The organism is Pseudomonas sp. S34, from assembly GCF_009866745.1.
Classification (GTDB): domain Bacteria; phylum Pseudomonadota; class Gammaproteobacteria; order Pseudomonadales; family Pseudomonadaceae; genus Aquipseudomonas; species Aquipseudomonas jessenii.
Genome location: NZ_CP019398.1, coordinates 5,236,326 through 5,255,937, shown reverse-complemented (window position 1 = coordinate 5,255,937; position 19,612 = coordinate 5,236,326). Strand labels below are relative to the sequence as shown.

22 protein-coding genes are annotated in these 19,612 nt (G+C 60.0%); 12 read left to right on the top strand and 10 right to left on the bottom strand.

All coding sequences use genetic code 11. The features are described from left to right. Positions 1-7: 7 nt before the first annotated feature. The 3 genes from PspS34_RS23440 to PspS34_RS23430 all read right to left on the bottom strand — a co-directional run bounded on the left by PspS34_RS23440 (position 8) and on the right by PspS34_RS23430 (position 3,048). The gene (locus PspS34_RS23440; protein WP_057713323.1) at positions 8-949 is read right to left on the bottom strand and encodes a MerR family transcriptional regulator; all 942 of its coding nucleotides are present in this window, start codon (positions 947-949) and stop codon (positions 8-10) included. After that, a complete protein-coding gene (locus PspS34_RS23435) occupies positions 949-1,908 on the bottom strand; it encodes a DUF523 and DUF1722 domain-containing protein (protein WP_159390339.1) in 960 nt (319 codons plus the stop codon). The genes PspS34_RS23440 and PspS34_RS23435 overlap by 1 nt, the downstream gene beginning before the upstream one ends. Positions 1,909-2,061: 153 nt before the next feature. Next, entirely contained in the window at positions 2,062-3,048 is a 987-nt protein-coding gene (locus PspS34_RS23430; protein ID WP_057713325.1) for an NAD(P)/FAD-dependent oxidoreductase, read from the bottom strand. A gap of 196 nt (positions 3,049-3,244) precedes the next feature. On the opposite strand from PspS34_RS23430, the gene PspS34_RS23425 reads away from it, so the two are divergent. Next, entirely contained in the window at positions 3,245-4,147 is a 903-nt protein-coding gene (locus tag PspS34_RS23425; RefSeq protein ID WP_090457644.1) for a TIGR01777 family oxidoreductase, read from the top strand. Between the two features lie 13 nt (positions 4,148-4,160). Continuing rightward, positions 4,161-5,183 carry a ferrochelatase gene (gene hemH / locus PspS34_RS23420; RefSeq protein WP_154860512.1) on the top strand — a complete coding sequence of 341 codons (1,023 nt, stop codon included), beginning with the start codon at positions 4,161-4,163 and terminating at the stop codon, positions 5,181-5,183. Between the two features lie 103 nt (positions 5,184-5,286). Here the strand turns inward: hemH and PspS34_RS23415 are convergent, their stop codons facing one another. Then, a complete protein-coding gene (locus PspS34_RS23415) occupies positions 5,287-6,561 on the bottom strand; it encodes a uracil-xanthine permease family protein (RefSeq protein WP_057713328.1) in 1,275 nt (424 codons plus the stop codon). 2 nt (positions 6,562-6,563) lie between these two features. After that, positions 6,564-7,202: a uracil phosphoribosyltransferase gene (gene upp, locus PspS34_RS23410; protein ID WP_053159679.1), complete on the bottom strand. Its 639-nt coding sequence runs from the start codon at positions 7,200-7,202 to the stop codon at positions 6,564-6,566. A gap of 166 nt (positions 7,203-7,368) precedes the next feature. Here upp and PspS34_RS23405 point away from each other — a divergent pair, with 166 nt between their 5' ends. From PspS34_RS23405 to PspS34_RS23390, 4 genes are all read left to right on the top strand, one after another. Further along, on the top strand, positions 7,369-7,926 hold the full coding sequence (locus tag PspS34_RS23405; RefSeq protein ID WP_008016649.1) for a hypoxanthine-guanine phosphoribosyltransferase: 558 nt from the start codon (positions 7,369-7,371) through the stop codon (positions 7,924-7,926). Positions 7,927-7,929: 3 nt separating this feature from the next. Further along, complete coding sequence (locus tag PspS34_RS23400; protein WP_154860511.1) at positions 7,930-8,403, top strand: WbuC family cupin fold metalloprotein; 474 nt, start codon at positions 7,930-7,932, stop codon at positions 8,401-8,403. Between the two features lie 169 nt (positions 8,404-8,572). After that, entirely contained in the window at positions 8,573-9,058 is a 486-nt protein-coding gene (locus PspS34_RS23395) for a hypothetical protein (protein WP_154860510.1), read from the top strand. A gap of 63 nt (positions 9,059-9,121) precedes the next feature. Next, a complete protein-coding gene (locus PspS34_RS23390) occupies positions 9,122-9,409 on the top strand; it encodes a PA4642 family protein (protein ID WP_015096805.1) in 288 nt (95 codons plus the stop codon). A 66-nt stretch (positions 9,410-9,475) separates the two neighbouring features. Here the strand turns inward: PspS34_RS23390 and mqo are convergent, their stop codons facing one another. Next, on the bottom strand, positions 9,476-10,984 hold the full coding sequence (mqo, locus tag PspS34_RS23385; protein WP_154860509.1) for a malate dehydrogenase (quinone): 1,509 nt from the start codon (positions 10,982-10,984) through the stop codon (positions 9,476-9,478). Positions 10,985-11,723: 739 nt separating this feature from the next. Further along, on the bottom strand, positions 11,724-11,963 hold the full coding sequence (locus PspS34_RS23380) for a hypothetical protein (RefSeq protein WP_057713332.1): 240 nt from the start codon (positions 11,961-11,963) through the stop codon (positions 11,724-11,726). Between the two features lie 204 nt (positions 11,964-12,167). Between PspS34_RS23380 and PspS34_RS23375 the strand changes: the two genes are divergently transcribed. After that, on the top strand, positions 12,168-12,752 hold the full coding sequence (locus tag PspS34_RS23375) for a YajG family lipoprotein (protein ID WP_007973847.1): 585 nt from the start codon (positions 12,168-12,170) through the stop codon (positions 12,750-12,752). A 194-nt stretch (positions 12,753-12,946) separates the two neighbouring features. Here PspS34_RS23375 and PspS34_RS23370 read toward each other — a convergent pair whose 3' ends face one another. Beyond that, positions 12,947-13,153, bottom strand: coding sequence for a hypothetical protein (locus tag PspS34_RS23370; RefSeq protein ID WP_033052291.1), 207 nt, complete (start codon positions 13,151-13,153; stop codon positions 12,947-12,949). 190 nt (positions 13,154-13,343) lie between these two features. Here PspS34_RS23370 and PspS34_RS23365 point away from each other — a divergent pair, with 190 nt between their 5' ends. Continuing rightward, on the top strand, positions 13,344-13,622 hold the full coding sequence (locus tag PspS34_RS23365) for a hypothetical protein (protein WP_154860508.1): 279 nt from the start codon (positions 13,344-13,346) through the stop codon (positions 13,620-13,622). A 173-nt stretch (positions 13,623-13,795) separates the two neighbouring features. Here PspS34_RS23365 and PspS34_RS23360 read toward each other — a convergent pair whose 3' ends face one another. Then, positions 13,796-14,962: a 1-acyl-sn-glycerol-3-phosphate acyltransferase gene (locus tag PspS34_RS23360; protein ID WP_154860507.1), complete on the bottom strand. Its 1,167-nt coding sequence runs from the start codon at positions 14,960-14,962 to the stop codon at positions 13,796-13,798. Positions 14,963-15,101: 139 nt separating this feature from the next. Here PspS34_RS23360 and PspS34_RS23355 point away from each other — a divergent pair, with 139 nt between their 5' ends. The 3 genes from PspS34_RS23355 to PspS34_RS23345 are packed head-to-tail and all read left to right on the top strand — an operon-like array spanning position 15,102 to position 16,213. Further along, the gene (locus PspS34_RS23355; protein WP_102671697.1) at positions 15,102-15,284 is read left to right on the top strand and encodes a CPXCG motif-containing cysteine-rich protein; all 183 of its coding nucleotides are present in this window, start codon (positions 15,102-15,104) and stop codon (positions 15,282-15,284) included. Between the two features lie 9 nt (positions 15,285-15,293). Beyond that, complete coding sequence (locus PspS34_RS23350; protein ID WP_057713336.1) at positions 15,294-15,554, top strand: DUF2007 domain-containing protein; 261 nt, start codon at positions 15,294-15,296, stop codon at positions 15,552-15,554. A 35-nt stretch (positions 15,555-15,589) separates the two neighbouring features. Further along, positions 15,590-16,213, top strand: a complete 624-nt coding sequence (locus PspS34_RS23345) for an SOS response-associated peptidase (RefSeq protein WP_154909519.1) — start codon at positions 15,590-15,592, stop codon at positions 16,211-16,213. A 131-nt stretch (positions 16,214-16,344) separates the two neighbouring features. On the opposite strand, the gene PspS34_RS23340 is transcribed toward PspS34_RS23345, so the two are convergent. Beyond that, a complete protein-coding gene (locus tag PspS34_RS23340; protein WP_154860505.1) occupies positions 16,345-18,480 on the bottom strand; it encodes a methyl-accepting chemotaxis protein in 2,136 nt (711 codons plus the stop codon). A 271-nt stretch (positions 18,481-18,751) separates the two neighbouring features. On the opposite strand from PspS34_RS23340, the gene PspS34_RS23335 reads away from it, so the two are divergent. Next, on the top strand, positions 18,752-19,570 hold the full coding sequence (locus PspS34_RS23335; RefSeq protein WP_154860504.1) for a M48 family metallopeptidase: 819 nt from the start codon (positions 18,752-18,754) through the stop codon (positions 19,568-19,570). Positions 19,571-19,612 lie beyond the last annotated feature (42 nt).

Genomic DNA, 19,612 nt, shown 5'->3' with positions numbered 1-19,612 from the left:
GATTCATTTAAATCAGCCCGCGCTGAACGAGTGCCTGATGTGCCGACAACGGATCTTCGGCCAGGTACAGATCAGCGATCACGGCAGTACTTGCGGACAACTCGGTGTGGTGGATGCATACCGTTGGTCCAGCAATCATTTTTGGGCAACTGACACCTTTGAAAAGTTTCGGCAGCTGCGCCGGATTCAGGGCTTTGCTTGAGTACAGCAGAACCCCTCGGGGTTGCAGAAGTTCGACCGCCAATGCCAATTCTCCGACAGGCAGCGGCCAGTCGAAGACCTCCACCGGGCAATCAGCGCTGCTGATCAGCCAGGCCGTGAGCCATAGGTGCGGTTCCACGGGCAGGTCCGAGTGGTTGACCAGCAGCAGCGGCGCGGTGCGCAACTGACGATTGTTATGGTAGATGCGCGCACCGAACTTGCTGCGCAGCCAGGCACAAAAAAAGCCCCGCTCCATCTGCGCCCCGAACTGGCCTTGCCAGCGTTGCTCCAGAGCGGCCAGCAAGGGCATCAGCAATTGCTCGCACAGGGTTCGCGGCGGATACAGCGCCATCGCCTGATTGACGCTGTCATCCAGGGCGCGTTCCTGCAATCGACTGACTGCCTGCAGCAACGTTTGCAGCAAGGCGTGCCAATCGTTGTCGACGGACTCGCTGAAGGCTTGCGGCGTGTCGAGCAATGGTTTGACCTGGCTGACGGCAACGCCACGGTTGAGCCAGGTGAGGATGGTCTGGATGCGTTGTACGTGGTCGGCCGAGAACAACCGATGGCCCTTGGGCGTGCGTAGCGGCACGATCAGACCGTAGCGCCGCTCCCAGGCACGCAAGGTCACGGCATTGACCCCGGTTTGCCGCGCCACTTCACGGATCGGCAGCCAGCCTTCGTCCAGCGCCTTTTTAAAGTCATCGCCGAGGTCTTCGCGGGCGCTGGTGTCGAGTGCTTTTTTCATCAAATGGCGTTTCGCAGGCTGAGGTTTTCCGGGTGCGGTTGCAGGTAAACCTGCTGTGCGATGTACGGATCGGGGTGTTGGCGAAAGTGATGCTTGAGCAGTGTCAGCGGCACCACCAGCGGCACGATGCCCAGACGGTACTGGCTGATCACGTGCTGCACTTCCCGCTTGTCTTCGCCGCTGATGGCCTGTTTCAGGTAGCCGCTGAGGTGTTGCAGGACGTTGGTGTGAGTGCGACGTGTGGCGCATTTTTTCAGCGCCGCCATCAGTTCGCTGAAATATCGGGGGCCCAGTTCCTGCGGATCGGTTTTGCCCATGTTGCCCAGCAGGTTGCCCAGGGTTTTGTATTGCACCGGGTTGTGGGCCATCAGCAGGTATTTGTAGCGCGAATGAAAGTCCGTGAGACTGCGCCGGCTCATGCCCTCTTGGCGTAGCTGCTGCCAGGCGTTGTAGGCGAACACCCGGGTGAGGAAGTTTTCCCGCAGCACCGGATCGTTGAGCAGGCCGTCTTCCTCCACCGGCAAGTCCGGGTGCCGCAGGCAGAAAGCCCGGGCGTAGATCCCGCGCCCGCCACTGTCCGCCCGTGCGCCGTTGGCGTGGTAGACCTTGACCCGCTCCAGGCCGCAGGACGGAGAATTTTGCATGAAGATGTAGCCGCAAATTTCCCCCAGCTGCACTGCCATTTCCTGGCCGTAGGTGGCCAGCGGTTGTGTCACGTTAAGGTTGTGATCGAGGGTGCCCAGGGCTTCGGGTTGATCTGCACTGCCCACCAGCCGAATCGGTTGGCGGGGTACGCCCAGGCCGATGGCCACTTCCGGGCATACCGGGATGAAATCGAAGTAGTCAGTGAGGGTGCGGCTGCACAACCGCGATTCCTTGTGTCCGCCGTTGTAGCGTACGTCGAGCCCCATCAGGCAGGCGCTGATGGCGATTTTCGGTTTGGCGGGGGAGTGGAACATCGGAGCACCTCGAATCTAAACCTGTACAAACATTCGGGTCTGTACAAGATAACTTCATCATAGATTCGAAGTTCTACAAGTCAAATTCTTTGTATAGGTTTTTGGCGGGCTGCTGTCAGGGCGACAGCAGCGATTTGCTCGGGTTGATGCTCTTTACTGCAGGTGCTCATGCAAGCGACGGGCGGCCTCCTGACCGCTGAGCCAGGCCCCTTCGACGCGTCCGGACAGGCACCAGTCGCCACAGGCGTACAGCCCCAGGTCGGCATCGGCCAGGGTGCCCCATTCGTGACTGCTGGCGGGGCGGGCGTAGAGCCAGCGGTGGGCGAGGCTGAAGCTCGGCGCGGGCATTGAATCGTGCAGCAGTTCGGCAAATGCGCCGTGCAACTGTTCGATCACCGCTTCCTTGGACAGGTCAATGTGCTGGCGACTCCAGGCGCTGGTGGCATGCAAGACCCAGGTGTCGAGGGTGTTGTCGCGTCCGGGTTTACTGCGGTTTCGGGCCAGCCAGTCGAGGGGGCTGTCCTGTACGAAGCAGCCTTCCATGGGCGTTTCCAGCGGCGTTTCGAAGGCCAGGGCGATGGCCCAGGTCGGGTCCATTTTCACCCCGGCGGCGGCCCCGGCGAGTTTCGGCGCAGATGCCAGCAGAGCCGTGGCCTGTGGGGCCGGCGTGGCGATGACCACATGGCTGAACGGTCCGTGGGTGAAGCCTTCGGCGTCCTGCAGGTGCCAGTGTTCTTCACCGCGATAGACCTCGGTGATCCGGCAGGCGAAATGCACTTCGAGGTCACCGAGCAGGGCGCGGGTGATGGCGCTCATGCGAGGCGTGCCGACCCAGCGGGTCTGCTCGTCCGGCGACAGGTTGAGTTGGCCGCCATGGTAGGTGTACAGCTGCGGCGTCCATTCGGCGACCCAGCCCTTGGCTTGCCAGCGCTGGACTTCGTTGACAAAACGCCGGTCGCGGGCAGTGAAATACTGCGCGCCCATGTCCAGAGCACCCGCATCGCTGCGCTTGCTCGACATGCGCCCGCCGCTGCCGCGACTTTTATCGAACAGTTGGACCACGTGCCCGAGGTCCGTCAGGGCCTGGGCGGCGGAGAGTCCGGCAATGCCGGTGCCGATGATTGCGATAGGTACAGTCATAGGGGCCTCGTTTACCTTTCTGTACAGACTACGCCGGGGTTCAAACCTGTACAATATTGTTTTTTGGTATAACTTTTAGCGTTCTCGATCTGACAGCTTGGCCTATTGTTAAACATAGAGCCTGCTCGATACCAAAGATCCCTGCTTATAAAAATAGACTAATGGACAAGGTAAAACGCCACGCGAGGAAGAAGTCATGCACATATTGCTGACCGGCGGTACTGGTTTGATAGGACGTCAGCTTTGCCGGCACTGGTCGGGTCAGGGATATCGCCTGACGGTCTGGAGTCGCCAACCTGAAAATGTCGCGAAAATATGTGGTGCCCAAGTGCGTGGAGTTGCACGGCTGGAGGATCTGGGGCAAGAACCTGTCGATGCGATTATCAATCTTGCCGGGGCACCGATTGCCGACCGACTCTGGACGCACAAACGCAAAGCCCTGCTGTGGAGTAGCCGCATCACGCTGACCGAAACCCTTCTGGCCTGGCTTGAAAGCCGCGCACAGAAACCGCAGGTGCTGATCTCCGGTTCTGCAATCGGTTGGTATGGTGATGGTGGCGAACGTGAGTTGACCGAAGAGTCGCCACCGGTCATCGATGATTTTGCCAGTCAGTTATGCATCGCCTGGGAAGAGACCGCACAGCGAGCTGAGGTGCTGGGCATTCGCGTCATCCTTATTCGAACCGGGTTGGTGCTGTCGGCAGAGGGCGGCTTTTTGTCGCGGCTGTTACTGCCGTTCAAACTGGGCCTGGGAGGGCCGATCGGCAACGGCCGGCAGTGGATGCCGTGGATTCATATCGACGATCAAATCGCCCTGATTGATTTTCTTCTGCATCGCAACGAGGCCAGCGGTCCCTATAATGCGTGCGCGCCCGAACCCGTGCGTAATCGCGAGTTTGCCAAAACACTGGGTAGCGTGCTGCATCGCCCGGCGTTCATGCCGATGCCGACCCTTGCCTTGAAAGTAGGCCTGGGCGAATTGTCTTCGTTGTTGCTGGGCGGCCAGCGCGCGACTCCAGTGCGTTTGTTACAGGCTGGTTTCACTTTTAAGTTCACGGATTTGCGCGCGGCTTTGGACGATCTGTCCAGTCGCCTTTGAAATAGGACGTTGCATGACCGATCACGCGTTGCTTCTGGTCAACCTGGGTTCACCTGCCTCCACCTCGGTGGCGGATGTGCGCAGCTACCTCAATCAATTTCTGATGGACCCGTACGTGATCGACCTGCCATGGCCGGTTCGACGGCTGCTGGTATCGCTGATCCTGATCAAGCGTCCCGAGCAGTCGGCCCATGCTTATGCCTCGATCTGGTGGGACGAGGGCTCGCCGCTGGTGGTGCTCAGCCGTCGCCTGCAACAAGCGATGACCAGTCAGTGGCAACACGGCCCGGTCGAACTGGCGATGCGTTACGGCGAGCCGTCGATCGAATCGACGCTGGTGCGCCTGGTCGCGGCGGGGCACAAGCGAATCACCCTGGCGCCGCTTTATCCACAGTTCGCCGACAGCACCACGACTACGGTCATAGAAGAGGCCCGGCGCGTGGTACGCGAGAAAAACCTCGACGTGCAGTTGTCGGTGCTCCAGCCGTTCTACGACCAACCGGAATACCTCGATGCGCTGGTGGCCACGACCCGGCCGCATTTGCAGCAGGATTTCGATCACTTGCTGATGAGCTTTCATGGCTTGCCGGAACGGCATCTGAAGAAGCTCAACCCCGGTCACAGCTTCGAGGGTGGCGGTGATTGCTGCGCCGGTGCGCCGCCGGAGGTGGTCGCCACCTGTTATCGAGGCCAATGCCTGCGTACGGCGGCAGAGTTTGCCAAGCGCATGGGATTGCCGGAGGGCAAGTGGTCGGTGTCGTTTCAGTCGCGGCTGGGGCGCGCCAAATGGATCGAACCCTACACCGAAGCGCGCCTCGATGAGTTGGCCAAAAGCGGCGTGAAAAAGATTCTGGTGATGTGCCCGGCGTTCGTAGCCGATTGCATCGAGACCCTGGAAGAGATCGGTGATCGCGGCAAGGAGCAATTCCGCGCAGCAGGGGGAGAGGATCTGGTGCTGGTGCCGTGCCTCAACGATGACCCGCATTGGGCGAAGGCGTTGAGTGCGTTGTGCGAAAGGGCGCCGTTGGCGCTTTAAAAGCTTCGCGAGCAAGCCCGCTCCCACAGGGTCGGTGATTAACCTGTGGGAGCGGGCTTGCTCGCGAAGTGGGTCTTTCAGTCAGCGAAGAATCCAAGTCTGCTTAGATCAGCGGTTCATTCGCCTTCTTGTGCTTCCAGCTGTCATTGCCCGGCAGGATCAGGTTCAAGCCGATCGCCACCACCGCGCACAGCGCGATACCCTTGAGGCCGAAATCGTCCGGCCCGGTGCCGGTGCCGATCAGCACGCCGCCGATCCCGAACACCAGGGTCACCGAAACAATCACCAGATTGCGCGCCTCGCCCAGATCGATCTTGTGGCGGATCAGCGTATTCATCCCCACCGCCGCAATCGAACCGAACAACAGGCACAGAATTCCGCCCATCACCGGCACCGGAATGCTCTGCAGCAGTGCGCCGAATTTACCGATGAACGCCAGGCTGATGGCGAAGATCGCCGCCCAGGTCATGATTTTCGGGTTGTAGTTCTTGGTCAGCATGACCGCGCCGGTCACTTCGGCGTAGGTGGTGTTGGGCGGGCCGCCGAACAGACCGGCCGCCGTGGTGGCGATGCCGTCGCCGAGCAGGGTGCGGTGCAGGCCGGGCTTCTTCAGGTAGTCGCGACCGGTCACGCTACCCACGGCAATCACGCCGCCGATGTGTTCGATGGCCGGGGCCAGGGCCACCGGAACGATGAACAGAATCGCCTGCCAGTTGAATTCCGGTGCGGTGAAGTGCGGGATGGCGAACCACGGTGCCGCCGCAATCTTCGCGGTGTCGACCACACCGAAGTAGAACGCCATGCCAAAACCCACCAGCACGCCGGAGATGATCGGCACCAGGCGAAAGATGCCCTTGCCGAATACCGCGACGATCAGTGTGGTCAGCAGTGCGGGCATCGAAATCATCATTGCCGTCTGGTAATGAATCAACTCACTGCCGTCGCCGGCCTTGCCCATGGCCATGTTGGCTGCAATCGGCGCCATGGCCAGGCCGATCGAAATGATCACCGGCCCGATCACCACTGGCGGCAGCAGGCGGTCAATGAAACCGGTGCCTTTGATCTTCACCGCGAGGCCGAGGAAGGTGTAGACGAAACCTGCCGCCATCACGCCGCCCATGGTCGCGGCCAGGCCGAACTGGCCCTTGGCGAGAATGATCGGGGTGATGAAGGCAAAGCTCGATGCCAGGAACACCGGCACCTGACGCCCGGTGACGATCTGGAACAGGATCGTCCCCAGGCCGGCCGTGAACAGCGCCACGTTCGGGTCGAGACCGGTAATCAGCGGCATCAACACCAGGGCGCCGAAGGCCACGAACAGCATCTGTGCACCCGACAGCACCGTGCGCCAGAGCGGATCGTTGAACTCTTGCTGCATGGTCACGCGTCCTTCTGCTTGGTGCCGAAGATCTTGTCACCGGCATCGCCCAGCCCTGGGATGATGTAGCCGTGTTCGTTCAGTTTTTGATCAATGGAAGCGGTGTAGATGATCACGTCCGGGTGAGCTTTTTCTACAGCAGCGATGCCTTCCGGGGCTGCAACCAGCACCATGGCGCGGATGTCCCGGCAGCCGGCCTTTTTCAGCAGGTCGATGGTGGCAACCATGGAGCTGCCAGTGGCGAGCATCGGGTCGATGATCATCGCCAGGCGTTCGTCGATTTCCGGAACCAGTTTTTCCAGGTAGGTGTGGGCCTGCAGGGTTTCTTCGTTGCGGGCAACGCCCACGGCGCTGACCTTGGCGCCCGGGATCAGGCTGAGCACGCCCTCAAGCATGCCGATGCCGGCGCGCAGGATCGGTACGACGGTTATCTTCTTGCCGGCGATTTTCTCGACCGACACTGTGCCGCACCAGCCTTCGATATCGTAGGATTCCAGCGGCAGGTCTTTGGTGGCTTCATAGGTCAGCAGCGCGCCGACTTCCTGAGCGAGCTCACGGAAATTCTTGGTGCTGATGTCTGCGCGGCGCATAAGGCCAAGTTTATGACGGATCAGCGGGTGGCGGATCTCATGGATGGGCATGGGGAAAGGCTCCGGCGGCGGGCAAAAAAACCGGCCTAGATTAATCTATCCGAGGGTGTTGTCCTATAGACATACAGTACGTTAGTCCACAAACGCTTGATCTGGCCTCGCTTGATGCGTACCTTTGCCCGCTTTTCCTGATTCCGCCACCCCTTTGGAGAGCACCATGTCTGCTGATCTCGAGCATATCCGTCAAATCATGCGAGAGGCTGACTGCCTGTACACCGAAGCTGAAGTCGAGGCGGCCATCGCCCGCGTCGGTGCACAAATCAACGAACAAATGGCCGACAGCAATCCGGTGGTGTTCTGCGTGATGAACGGCGGGCTGATTTTCTCCGGCAAGCTGCTGACCTATCTGCAGTTCCCGCTGGAAGCGTCCTACCTGCACGCCACCCGCTATCGCAACGAAACCAGCGGCGGCGACCTGTTCTGGAAAGCCAAGCCGGAAGTTTCTTTCATCGACCGTGACGTACTGATCATCGACGACATCCTCGACGAAGGTCACACCCTGGGCGCGATCATCGACTTCTGCAAGCACGCCGGTGCCCGCAAAGTGCACACCGCCGTGCTGATCGACAAAGACCACGACCGCAAGGCCCGCCCGGACCTCAAGGCCGATTTCGTCGGTTTGCCGTGCGTTGACCGCTACATCTTCGGTTATGGCATGGACTACAAAGGTTACTGGCGTAACGCCAACGGGATTTTCGCCGTTAAAGGAATGTAAGACATGGATACGCCTCGCTTTCTGGATCAGACCTTGTTCGCCGAGCTGGCCGGGAAAGCCGCGGCCAATCCTCGTGGGCGCCAGCACCACAATTTCCATCAGATGGAAGACGCCTGTCATCGCATGGCGGTGGGGCTGCAGCCGTCCACGTATATCCCGCCTCATCGGCATTTGGGCGACAACAAGGCCGAAACCCTGTTGGTCCTAAAGGGGCGGCTGGGTGTGTTGATCTTTGACGAGGCCGGTGTGGTGTTGAGCAAGACCGTGCTGCAGGCCGGTGGGGACTGTGTTGGCGTGGACCTGCCAACCGGTGTGTTCCACGGTTTGGTGGTGCTGGAGGCCGACAGCATGATGTTCGAATGTAAGGCCGGTCCTTACCGCCCGGTCGGAGAGGGTGAGCTGGCGCATTGGGCGCCGCGCGAAGGCGAGCCGGGTGTTGCCGAGTATCAGGCCTGGATGCGCGCGCAGTTCGACTGATCTCCACCCTGTGGGAGCGGGCTTGCTCGCGAAAGCGGTGTGTCAGTTGCATTGATGTTGACTGACACTCCCTCTTCGCGAGCAAGCCCGCTCCCACATTGATCTGCGTCCACGGACGTATTTTTGTACACCCATGCTAGAGTGCTCAGCCCCGATTCCGGAGCCTGTCATGAGTCTTTTGATCCGCTGCTGCGCCGCCCTGTTGCTGACCCTCAGCCTGCCACTGGCCGCCGCGCCGGCGCTCATGCACAGTCAATTCCTGCCGCCGGACGATCTCACGCTGCGTGATGCCGATCCCGAGCAGCAGCAACTGATGCAGGTCACCGATTATTCGGTGGTGGTCGGCGCTCAGCGTCAATCCAATCAACAGCCGATTCCGGTCACTTCGCCGCTGATGATTCGGCTCAAGGGCAAATCCCTGAACAAGGGCGCCACCATCAGCCAGGTGCTGGTCAACTTCGATGGTGAAAGCAAAAGCCTGAAGAAGCCGGTCTACGACGATAAGAGCAAAACCCTGACCCTCTATTACCCGCTCGCTCAATACCGGGTGGTGATCGACTTGTTGCGCAACGACACGGTGTATTGCCAGTTTCTCAGCTACGCCAATGGTCATGTCTGGGCCGATCTGCACACCGGCAGCACTCGTCCGCGTTGAGCCTTGAGCCCGCGCAGGGGTAAACTGCCCGCCCCGTGAAATGTCTGCGAGCTGGAGTCGGCAATGCGTAAAGATAAAAAACAAGTGATTGGTGACGAGATCGGCGATGAGCAGATCAAGTTGTTCCTCGATTTCGAACCGGTCGACGCGACTTCTCCGTCCCTGCACAAACTGGTCAAGGCCTACCGTGGCCTGCGCATCGACGATTTCGAGCGTTTCCTGACGTTCTTCGTCGAAGCGGGTTACGACGTGAATGGCAAGGATGAGCACGGCAATGACTTCGTCGCCCTGATCAAGGATCAGCGCAACGCGCCGGACTACATTGAACTGATCGAAAAAGCTCGCGGCTGAGTAAATTTCAGCCATAAAAAAACGCCCCGCTCTCAGTGAGAACGGGGCGTTTTTTGTAAGGCCGAATCAAGCGTAGCTTTCGGTCTCGCTGCTGGCTTCAACCAGTTCCAGGGCAACGTTGTTCTGCGTGTTGATCTTGCGATACAGCGCAGCGTCGGTTTCCAGGACCTTTTCCCGGGCCGGGAAAATTTCGGCCAGTTTGGTGGCCCATTCGCCCTTGGCTTTGCCCGGGAAGCATTTTTCGATCAGCTCAAGCATGATCGAAACGGTCACCGAGGCACCTGGCGAAGCGCCGAGCAGTGCCGCCAGGGAACCGTCCTTGGCCGCGACCAGTTCGGTACCGAATTGCAGGATGCCGCCTTTCTTCGGGTCTTTCTTGATGATCTGCACCCGTTGGCCGGCCACTTCCAGGCGCCAGTCTTCAGCTTTCGCCTCAGGGTAGAAGCGACGCAGGGACTCCAGGCGCTGCTCCATCGACTGCATCACTTCGCTGACCAGGTACTTGGTCAGGTCCATGTTGTTTTTTGCCACGGACAGCATCGGCCCGATGTTGCCGGCGCGAACCGACATCGGCAGGTCCATGAAGGAGCCGTGCTTGAGGAACTTGGTGGTGAAGCCGGCGTACGGTCCGAACAGCAGGGATTTCTTGCCTTCAACGACGCGGGTGTCCAGGTGCGGCACGGACATTGGTGGCGAACCCACGGCAGCCTGGCTGTAGACCTTGGCCTGGTGGTGCTTGACCACTTCCGGGTTGTCGCAACGCAGCCATTGGCCGCTGATCGGGAAGCCGCCGAAGCCTTTGCTCTCTTCGATGCCCGAGGCCTGCAGCAGCGGCAATGCCGCACCGCCCGCGCCGAGGAAAACGAACTTGGCGTCGACTTCACGGGTGTTGCCGCTGTTGACGTCCTTGATGCTGACAGTCCAGCCGCCGTTGCTGCGCTTGAGGCCGGTCACGCGCTTGCAGTACTTGACCTGGGCATCGGGTGCGCTGGTCAGGTGCTTGAGCAACTGGTTGGTCAGGGCGCCGAAGTTGACGTCGGTGCCATTGATCACGCGGGTCGCGGCGAGGGTTTCGCCAGGATCGCGGCCAGGCATCATCAGCGGCATCCACTCGGCCATTTTGGCCTTGTCTTCGGTGTACTCCATGTCGGCGAAGGCGTGGTGCTTGCTCAGCACCTTGAAGCGTTCCTTGAGGAAGGACACGCCGCTGTCGCCCTGCACGAAACTCAGGTGTGGCACCGGGCTGATAAACGATTTGCACGAGCCGAACGTGCCTTTTTTGGTCAGGTACGACCAGAATTGCTTCGACACCTCGAACTGGGTGTTGATGTGCACGGCTTTCTTGATGTCGACGGCGCCATCGGCGGCCTGCGGCGTGTAGTTGAGCTCACACAGCCCGGCGTGACCGGTACCGGCGTTGTTCCACGGGTTGGAACTCTCCGCGGCACCGGAATCCATCAGCTCGACGACTTCCAGCTTGATCGCGGGGTCGAGCTCTTTGAGCAATACTGCAAGGGTGGCACTCATGATGCCGGCCCCAACCAGTACTACGTCGACTGCTTCGTTATGCGCCATTTAACGCGTCTCCAAAATCTGCAGCACCAAATTGTCGGCATGGCTGCCAGGAGTGACGGGGCGTGTCAGTGTTGCCCCAGGTACCCATGGCAGGATCGCCATGTCCGAATCTTCGCAATTTATCGCAACTTCGACGGACGCTACCTGCCAGGCCTAATGAGCCATATGAACTCATTTCAGCGCGCGGGAGGCAATTCGACTTATGGTCGATACATCCGTTTGTGCAACCAAATCCGTAGCGGACAGGCTTCAGGCTCCGGTGTTCGAGAAATACTCGGTCCTGTGTCGTTGGGCTGTTGTAGACGCTAATGGTGCATGTTCAGACGCAAAACTATTCATTTGCTCGCCACACTCTTGTGAAGTTGTGAAAACCCGTTTTTTTCACGCTCTTTTGAAGACGTGAACCTCAAAAAGGGCTGTCCCAGCCTGGCACCGTGCCCGGATGGATTGCCGCCATGGGATACAGGGCAGGCAAAACGGGCAAACAGCTCAGTGACCGAGCGTAATGACAGCTCTGCAGATTCGCGAAAAGTGGAGGTTTTGCTCAACAAAACAGCAAGCGCGCCAGCTTCACTCGATCTGTGTGGGCGGCTCTCTGTGGGCGGTGCGGGGGTGTCAATACAAGCGCATTGACGATGCTGCGAGGCCCGATCAGGAGACGTCCTTATAATCGGGGGGAGATTGTATCTAAGAAACGCAGGGAAATGGTCGTGTTTAATGACTTTTATTAGGTGTTTGGTCAGGTCGTCATCATTTGCTGTGCACGCGAGCGTGGCCGGTGCTGCTGCGAAACGACGCGGGCACCGGCAGGCAGCGGCTGATTCAGCCAGTTCAAGCGGATCTCTTCGATTTCAACCCAGCCATCGCCCATGGGCTGGAGGCTGCACTGTTTGAAGGCCTGGCAACGGCCGTTGCGGTCGAGCAGGGCGAAGCAGCGATGCAGTGGGCGTGGCGCGAACAGAGAGATCAGATGGCGCATGGCGATATACCGTTTGGGTGTCTGCCGAGAAGATTGCCTGCAGGCCATTACGTGCAAGTGTATGAGGGGTGACATCTGCATGACAGGAACCGCGTTGCCAAGGGCTTGTCAGAGATTTCATCAAACACTGTGAGGTGCTGGTTACCCGCAGTGGCGCACCGCTATACTGCCGGCCTGTTTGTGCCTGATTCTGGAGAGAAGAGCATGTTGCAACGCCTGTTGTTCGGTTTGATCACTGTGACCAGTTTGACCCTGGTTGGCTGCGCCCACAGCCCGCAACAACTGAGCCCGGAACCCAAGCTGACCGCCCAGTTGGCCCCGGTCGGCCATGGCCAGCCCGTCGTGGTGCGTGTAGTGGACGGTCGCCCGTCGCCGACGCTGGGCACCCGTGGTGGTCTGTACCCGGAGACCAGCGCGATCACCGTGCAGGGCGCGCAGATCCTGCCGAAGCTGCAGGCCCAGGCTGAAGCCGCCGTGCGTCTGTTGGGCTTTACCCCGACGAACAACGCCATGAATGCCCCGCAACTGACCGTGACCCTGGCGGAGTTGAAGTACCAGTCGCCCAAGGAAGGCATGTACGTGACCGAAGCCACCATCGGCGCGACCTTCCGCTCAGATGTACAGAATGCCAACCGTCGCTACAGCGGCCGTTATGGCTCGTCCCTGGACCAGCGCTTCGGTATGGCGCCGAACCAGGAAACCAACACCAAGCTGGTCAGCGATGTGTTGAGCGATGCGTTGACCCGCCTGTTCAAGGACCCGACCGTGGGTCAGATTCTCGGCGAGTAAGCTTCGCTGGATGCGAAAAAGCCCGGTGCCAGCGATGGTCCCGGGCTTTTTCATGACTGCTGACTTTTTGCGGATGCACACCGACCCATTGTGGGAGCGGGCTTGCTCGCGAAGGCGTAGTGTCAGGCAGCATTGATATTGACTGACACACCGCTTTCGCGAGCAAGCCCGCTCCCACAGGGGGAATGGTGGTGTCAGGCGGCTTGCGAGTAAAAATCCAGCACGCTCACGCCCGTCAGCAAATCCGCCTCCGGCAAATCCGCATGCTGGTGGCCACCGAGTGCGCAATACACCAGCCAGTGGCGGTCCTGAACGTTGAAGGCGAGGCTGCCGACGAGGGCTTGTTGTTCTTCGCTGGGGGTGATGAGGTAAAGACGATCCTGGTTTTCGGCGTGGAGCATGACGTGATCCGTGTCGGTTTCGAGGCGCGCATGTTCGCCGATACAGATGACGAAGCCGTGACTCAGGACAGCTATTGATCAAAAGCTTCGTTACTTGTCGGAAACAGAGGGCAGGCGCGCAGGCTTTCGGTAGAATCCGCGCCGCGGTCGCCGGTCCGGCACCTGCCACCTGTTTTACTTGAGGTTTGTGATGTCGCTGCACTTGATGACGCTGTTTACCGCCCATCCCGCCAAATTGATCAATCTGCTGGCCTTGTTCTTTGCCTTGCCCGGCGGCTGGTTGCTGCACGCCACCCGTCGTCGCGAACTGCGCGCGATGGCCAGTTTGCAGGCGCAGCGCCAGAGCAGCCCCAGCGTAGAGCCCACGCTGGACTGGGCGACCTTGCGCAAGAACCGGTTTTTCTACATCTTCGGCTTTGCCTGCATGGGGATGGCACTGCTGGTGTCGTGGATCAGTACGCAGGTCTGAGGCTGAAGTAAACCCTGTGGCGAGGGGGCTTGCCCCCGTTCGGCGGCGAAGCCGTCGTCACCTCGACAGGGACGCTGTGTCAGAGGGAAAACCTTCTTGGGTTTTAGGGCCGCTTCGCAGCCCAACGGGGGCAAGCCCCCTCGCCACAAAAAGCGCCGTCAGGCCGATACCGCTTACAGCGGCAACCCTGCCTTCACCCGGTACTGATTGCGCACCGGCGTCGCATATTGCAGCACCAGGAATGGACGATGCTCTTCAGGGCAGGCGTCCAGGCGGCGTTGCCATTCTTCCTGGGCCTTGGCCAGTTCCTCGGCCGGGAACACGTCGGCGGCTTTCGGCACCTGCAACTGCGGATCGGTGTCCTTCCACTGCGCGTAAGCCAGGTAGTGCACGGGGAACAAGCGGTATCCGCTGAGGATTTGCCGGTCCATCTCGACCGCCAATTGCTTGGTGTCTTCGAACAGTTCGGTGATCGGCGCGGCAAAGTTCACATGCACCCGGCCCTTGTAGCCGGTGATGCCCTTGGCGATGCTCACGTCATCCTCGCCCGGCACCTTGGTGTAGCTGCCGGTGGTGGCGCGGATGTAAAGCTCGCGGGCCTTGGCCTGATCGCACGGGTCGTACTCGTAGCTGATCGACACCGGGGTCAGGTTCAGCGACTGAATGACTTCGCCGAACGGCTCGTCCTTGCGGCTCATGTGGAACATCTTGAGGATTGCCGATTCGGTACGGTCGTCACCGTCCTTGGCTCGTCCTTCGGCCTGGGCGATCCAGATCGAGGCGCAATCGTTGCGGATCGAATGATTGATGTACGCCGACAACAGCTGATAAGCCGCCATTTTTTCCCGACGTCCGCTGATCGAGCGGTGCACGATGAAGCTCTTGTTCAGGCGCATCAGGTCGCTGACGAAAGGCTTTTGCAGCAGGTTATCGCCAATGGCGATGCGTGGCGTCGGCAGGCCGGCGTGGTACACGGCGTAGTTGACGAAGGCCGGGTCCATCACGATGTCGCGGTGGTTGGCGATGAACAGATAGGCACTGCCGGACTTGAATTGCTCCACCCCTGTATAGGTGACACCGTCGGTGGCACGCTCAATGGTATGGTCGACGTAAACCTCGACTTTGTCCTGCAGCGTGGCCACTGAGGTAATGCCGGCAAACTCACGGCGCAGCCGATGGGCTATAAGTGGTTTGAGTGCCCAGCCTAAAGCGCCGGCGAAACGCGGGAAGCGGAAGTGGGTGAGGATATCTAGAAACGCCTTGTCGCCGAGCAGCCGGTCCAGCACCGCTGGGACTTCGCTGTCGTCGTAAGGTCGGATGGCATCGAATTCGCCCATCATGCTCTCTTGTTAGAAACGGCTAGGGTAAGTAAAGGTTTTGATCGAAAACCGGCGGGGCACGGTCTGAAAAAGTAGCCAGACAAAAATAGCCCTGCAAATAGACCGGCGATTATACGCACAAGTCACCTGGGAGACCGCGATGCTGGAAACTGCGCTGTATGAATGTCCGTATTGTGGTGAGGAAGTCGAGACGACGCTGGATTTGTCCGGTGGCGATCAGACCTATATTGAAGACTGCCAGGTGTGCTGTCGGCCGATAACCTTCGTGTTGCAGGTTCATGAAGAGGAATGGCATCTCGAAGTGTTCAGCGAAAACGAGTGAGGAGCGTGTATGCAGCGCATCTACGACCCGGAAAACCTGATGGAAGGCGAGTTGCTGCAAGGCATGCTCGCCAGCGAGGGCATCGAGGCGCATCTGGTGGGACGCGATCTGGTGGGAGCCACCGGTGAGTTGCCGATTTTCGGTTTGCTGGGTTTGGCAGTGGATAACGACCAGGCCGAATACGCCCGCGAGTTGATCACCGCGTACAATGCCGCGCTGCCGCTGTCCGGCGATGAGCCGGACAGCTTCCCCGGCACGCTGGTCTGTTAGGCTGGCGTTCGTTTGATCAAGAGTCGTGCTGCCCCATGTGTGGACGTTATGCCCTGTTTCGCTGGAACCCCGCCTTCGCGGCGCTGCCCGGTTTTCCCGCCGACCAGCAGGCGCAGTGGAACATTTCCCCCAATGATTCGGTGTTGATGCTACGGGCCGAGCCAGACGGCCAGCGCACGCTGGCCCGTGCCCGCTGGGGCCTGACGCCACCCTGGCTGACCGATCTGTCCCGCACCCCGGCCCACGCCCGCGCCGAAACCGTTGCCGAACAGCCAATGTTTCGCCAGGCCTTGCGTGAGCGCCGCTGCCTGTTGCCGGCCAATGGTTTCTACGAATGGCGCGGCACGACGCGCAAGCGCCCGTATTGGCTGACACCGGGGGAGGGCTCGTCATTATTTTTTGCGGCGATCTGGGAGGCGTATCCGGTGCAGGAGCAGGTGTGGCTGAGTACCGCCGTGATTACCCAGCCGGCGGCGAGCCAGCGGCGGCCGTTGATTCTTGATGAGGCGGGGCAGGCCGTGTGGCTGGATCCCGAGACGCCCTTGCATGCATTGCAAGCCTTGCTGGCCAGTGAGCCTGCCGCATTGCGCGAACGGGTGCTGGCCAATATGGTGAATGATCCGAAGCTCAATGGACCTGAGTGTTTGACCCCGGGTTGAGTTTTTTGGTGTCAGTGCAGGCCCCTTCGCGAGCAAGCCCGCTCCCACACTGGAACTCTGTCGTACACATATTCTGTGTTCACTGAAGATCAAATGTGGGAGCGGGCTTGCTCGCGAAGAGGGCCTGAAGGTCAAACCCTGAACTGATTGATCAACCGCCGCTGCTGCTCAGCCAGTTTGGTCAAGTCCGCACTGGCCGCACTCGACTCATCTGCCCCACCAGCCACTTCATTGGCCACCTGGCCGATGTTGATTACGTTGCGGTTAATGTCGTCCGCCACCGCGCTTTGCTCCTCGGCCGCGCTGGCAATCTGGGTGTTCATGTCGTTGATCACCGACACTGCCTGAGTAATGGTTTCCAGTGCTTCAGCGGCTTTCGATGCGTGCAGTACGCTTTCGTCCGTGCGGTTCTGGCTGTCCTCCATGACTCGCACCACATCCCGGGTGCCTTGCTGCAGTTGCTGGATCATGGTCTGGATTTCTTCGGTGGCCTTTTGCGTCTTCTGCGCCAGGTTACGCACCTCGTCGGCCACCACGGCAAAACCTCGGCCCTGTTCACCGGCACGGGCGGCTTCGATGGCTGCGTTCAGGGCCAGCAGGTTGGTCTGCTCGGCGATCCCGCGAATGGCGGTGAGGATGGCGTTGATGTTTTCGCTGTCCTTGGCCAGGGTTTGCACCACGCCGACGGCCCGGCCGATCTCCACGGCGAGGGCACCAATGGAGTTCGAGGTGTCGCGCACGATCTGCATGCCCTGGCTGGCGGCCTGATCGGCATGGCTGGCAGCCTGTGCGGCCTGGGTCGCATTGCGCGCGACGTCCTGGGCGGTGGCGGTCATTTCCTGTACGGCGGTGGCCACTTGATCGATCTCGGCCATTTGCTTGTGCACACCGGTGTTGGTGCGGATGGCGATGTCGGCGGTGTGTTCCGACGAATCGCTGACGCTCTGTACCGAAGTCACCACTTGGGTGATCATCGCCTGCAACTTGGCCAGGAAAGTGTTGAAGCCTTTGGCGATCGAGCCCAGTTCATCGGCGCGATCGCTGGTCAGGCGTCGGGTCAGGTCGCCTTCGCCCTGGGCGATATCGTCGAGCATGGCCACCATCTGCTTGAGCGGGCGGGCGATGCCGTGGCCCACCAGCCAGATCACCAGCAAGCCGATACCGGCAATCACCAGGCCAACCATCGCCATACCGAAGGTGTCGGATTTGCGCTGCGCGTCCAGGTCGGCCTGGAGCTTTTGCAGGTCGGCCATGACCGCATTCAGCGGCAACTGCAGCATCAGGGTCCAGCGGGCGTCGGTCTGACCGATGCCGAACGGCAGGTACAACTCGATCCGGCCCTGGGCCTTGTCGACGGTATAGGTGACTTCGCCGCGCTTGAGATTGGCCATGTTGGCGATCTGTTTGCTGTCGAGGATGTCGCTGACCTTCTCGCCGAATTTGCTCGGATCCTTGGTGTAGGCAACGATCCGGCCATTGCCGCCGATCAGGGCCATTTCCCCGGCGCCGCTGTAAAGCTTCTGGTTGGCGCCCAGGAGCATTTCCTGGATGAAGTTCACCGACAGGTCGGCGCCGACGATGCCCTGGAAGGCACCGTTGAGCATGATCGGTTCAATAAAGGAGGCGAGCATGACGATTTTGTCGCCCACCTTATAAGGCGCCGGGTCGATCACGCAGGATTTTTTGGTTTCTTTCGAGCACAGGTAGTACTCGCTGGCGCGCACGCCGGTGGACAGGGTTTTCTGGTCGTCGACGTCCACCAGTTTGTCCAGGCCCAGGGTGCCGTCGTCGTTGCGGAACCACCAGGGCAGGAAGCGCCCATTGGCGGCGTCGATGCCGACCACCTGGGTGCCGACGTAGGCCGCATCGTTGTGATCCAGTGCGTCTTTTTCCCAACCGATGTAGGTGCCGAGGATTTTCGGGTTCTTGACCACGTTTTCCTTGATCAGGCCGATCAGTTGCTCGCGGCTCAGGGCGGGCTGGCCATCGGCACCCGGTGTGCCGATCAGGGCGTTGACCCGCACCAGTCCGCCGGCGATCAGCAGCGGTGCTTCGAGTTCGCGCTGGATCTGGCTGACCTGGGTTTGCGCCAGGGACGTCAGGCGTTGTTCGATGACTTGCTCGAATTGGGCCTGGGTCCGCTCCTGGACCATGTCTTGCGTCCGGGCGCCGGAGAACAGTGCGTACACAACCAGCGCTGCCACGACACTAAGGACAATGGCGCCGGCAAGGGCCGCCACGGAAAACTGGATCGACTTGAATTTCATGGGGGCTCCGCACGCGAAAGGACATCTGCCCAGGTGTATCGGCAGGGTGACGGGCGGGCATGAGTGTGGGCAGTTGAAAGGACCGTTTTGGCGTGCCGGATGTCGTAATTGAATCAATGAGCGGCGTGATGGGCTGCGGGTTGTCGCCGTATGTGAATTTTTTCTACGGCGATGAGAGCTTTGTCCGAATTGTGCGTCTTACGTCCATTGTATCTGGCGTCGATACATTTCCACGCCTAGGATAAGCGGCATGTTTTCAGAGAGTTTTTTGATGAACAAGATTTTGGCTGTCAGTGCACTAAGCGCAGCACTGTTGCTCACCGGCTGCCAGTCGGTCAATACCACCAGTGGCGGCGCTGTAGGCGTTGAGCGCAAGCAGTACATGTTCAGCATGTTGTCTGCGCAAGAGGTCGACCAGATGTACGCCCAGTCCTATCAGAAGACAGTGGGCGAAGCGTCCAGCAAGGGTGTGCTGGACAAGTCCAGCAATGAAGCCCGGCGGGTTCAGGCGATTGCCGACCGGCTGATTGCCCAGGCGCCGAACTTCCGTCCGGACGCGGCCCAGTGGAAGTGGGAAGTCAACCTGATCAAGAGCGATGAGCTCAACGCCAACTGCGGCCCTGGCGGCAAGATCATTTTTTACACCGGGTTGATCGACAAACTGCAACTGACCGACGATGAGATCGCCGCGATCATGGGCCATGAAATCGCCCACGCCCTGCGTGAGCACGGTCGTGAAGCGATGTCCAAGGCTTACGGCATCGAAATGGCCAAGCAGGGCGCGGGTGCCTTGCTCGGGTTGGGGCAGGACAGCCTGGCCCTGGCCGATACCGTGGCCAACTACGGCATGACCTTGCCCAACAGCCGTGCCAATGAAAACGAAGCGGACCTGATCGGCCTGGAACTGGCCGCCCGCGCCGGTTACAACCCGAATGCCGCGATCACCCTGTGGAACAAGATGAGCAAGGTCTCGGAAGGTTCACCACCGGAGTTCCTGAGCACTCACCCGGCGTCGTCGAGTCGTATTGCGGCGTTGCAGGCTGCGATTCCGAAGGTCATGCCGCTTTACGAGCAAGCCAAGAAGTCCTGATAGTCATGTGGTGAGGCTGCTGGCCTCTTCGCGAGCAAGCCC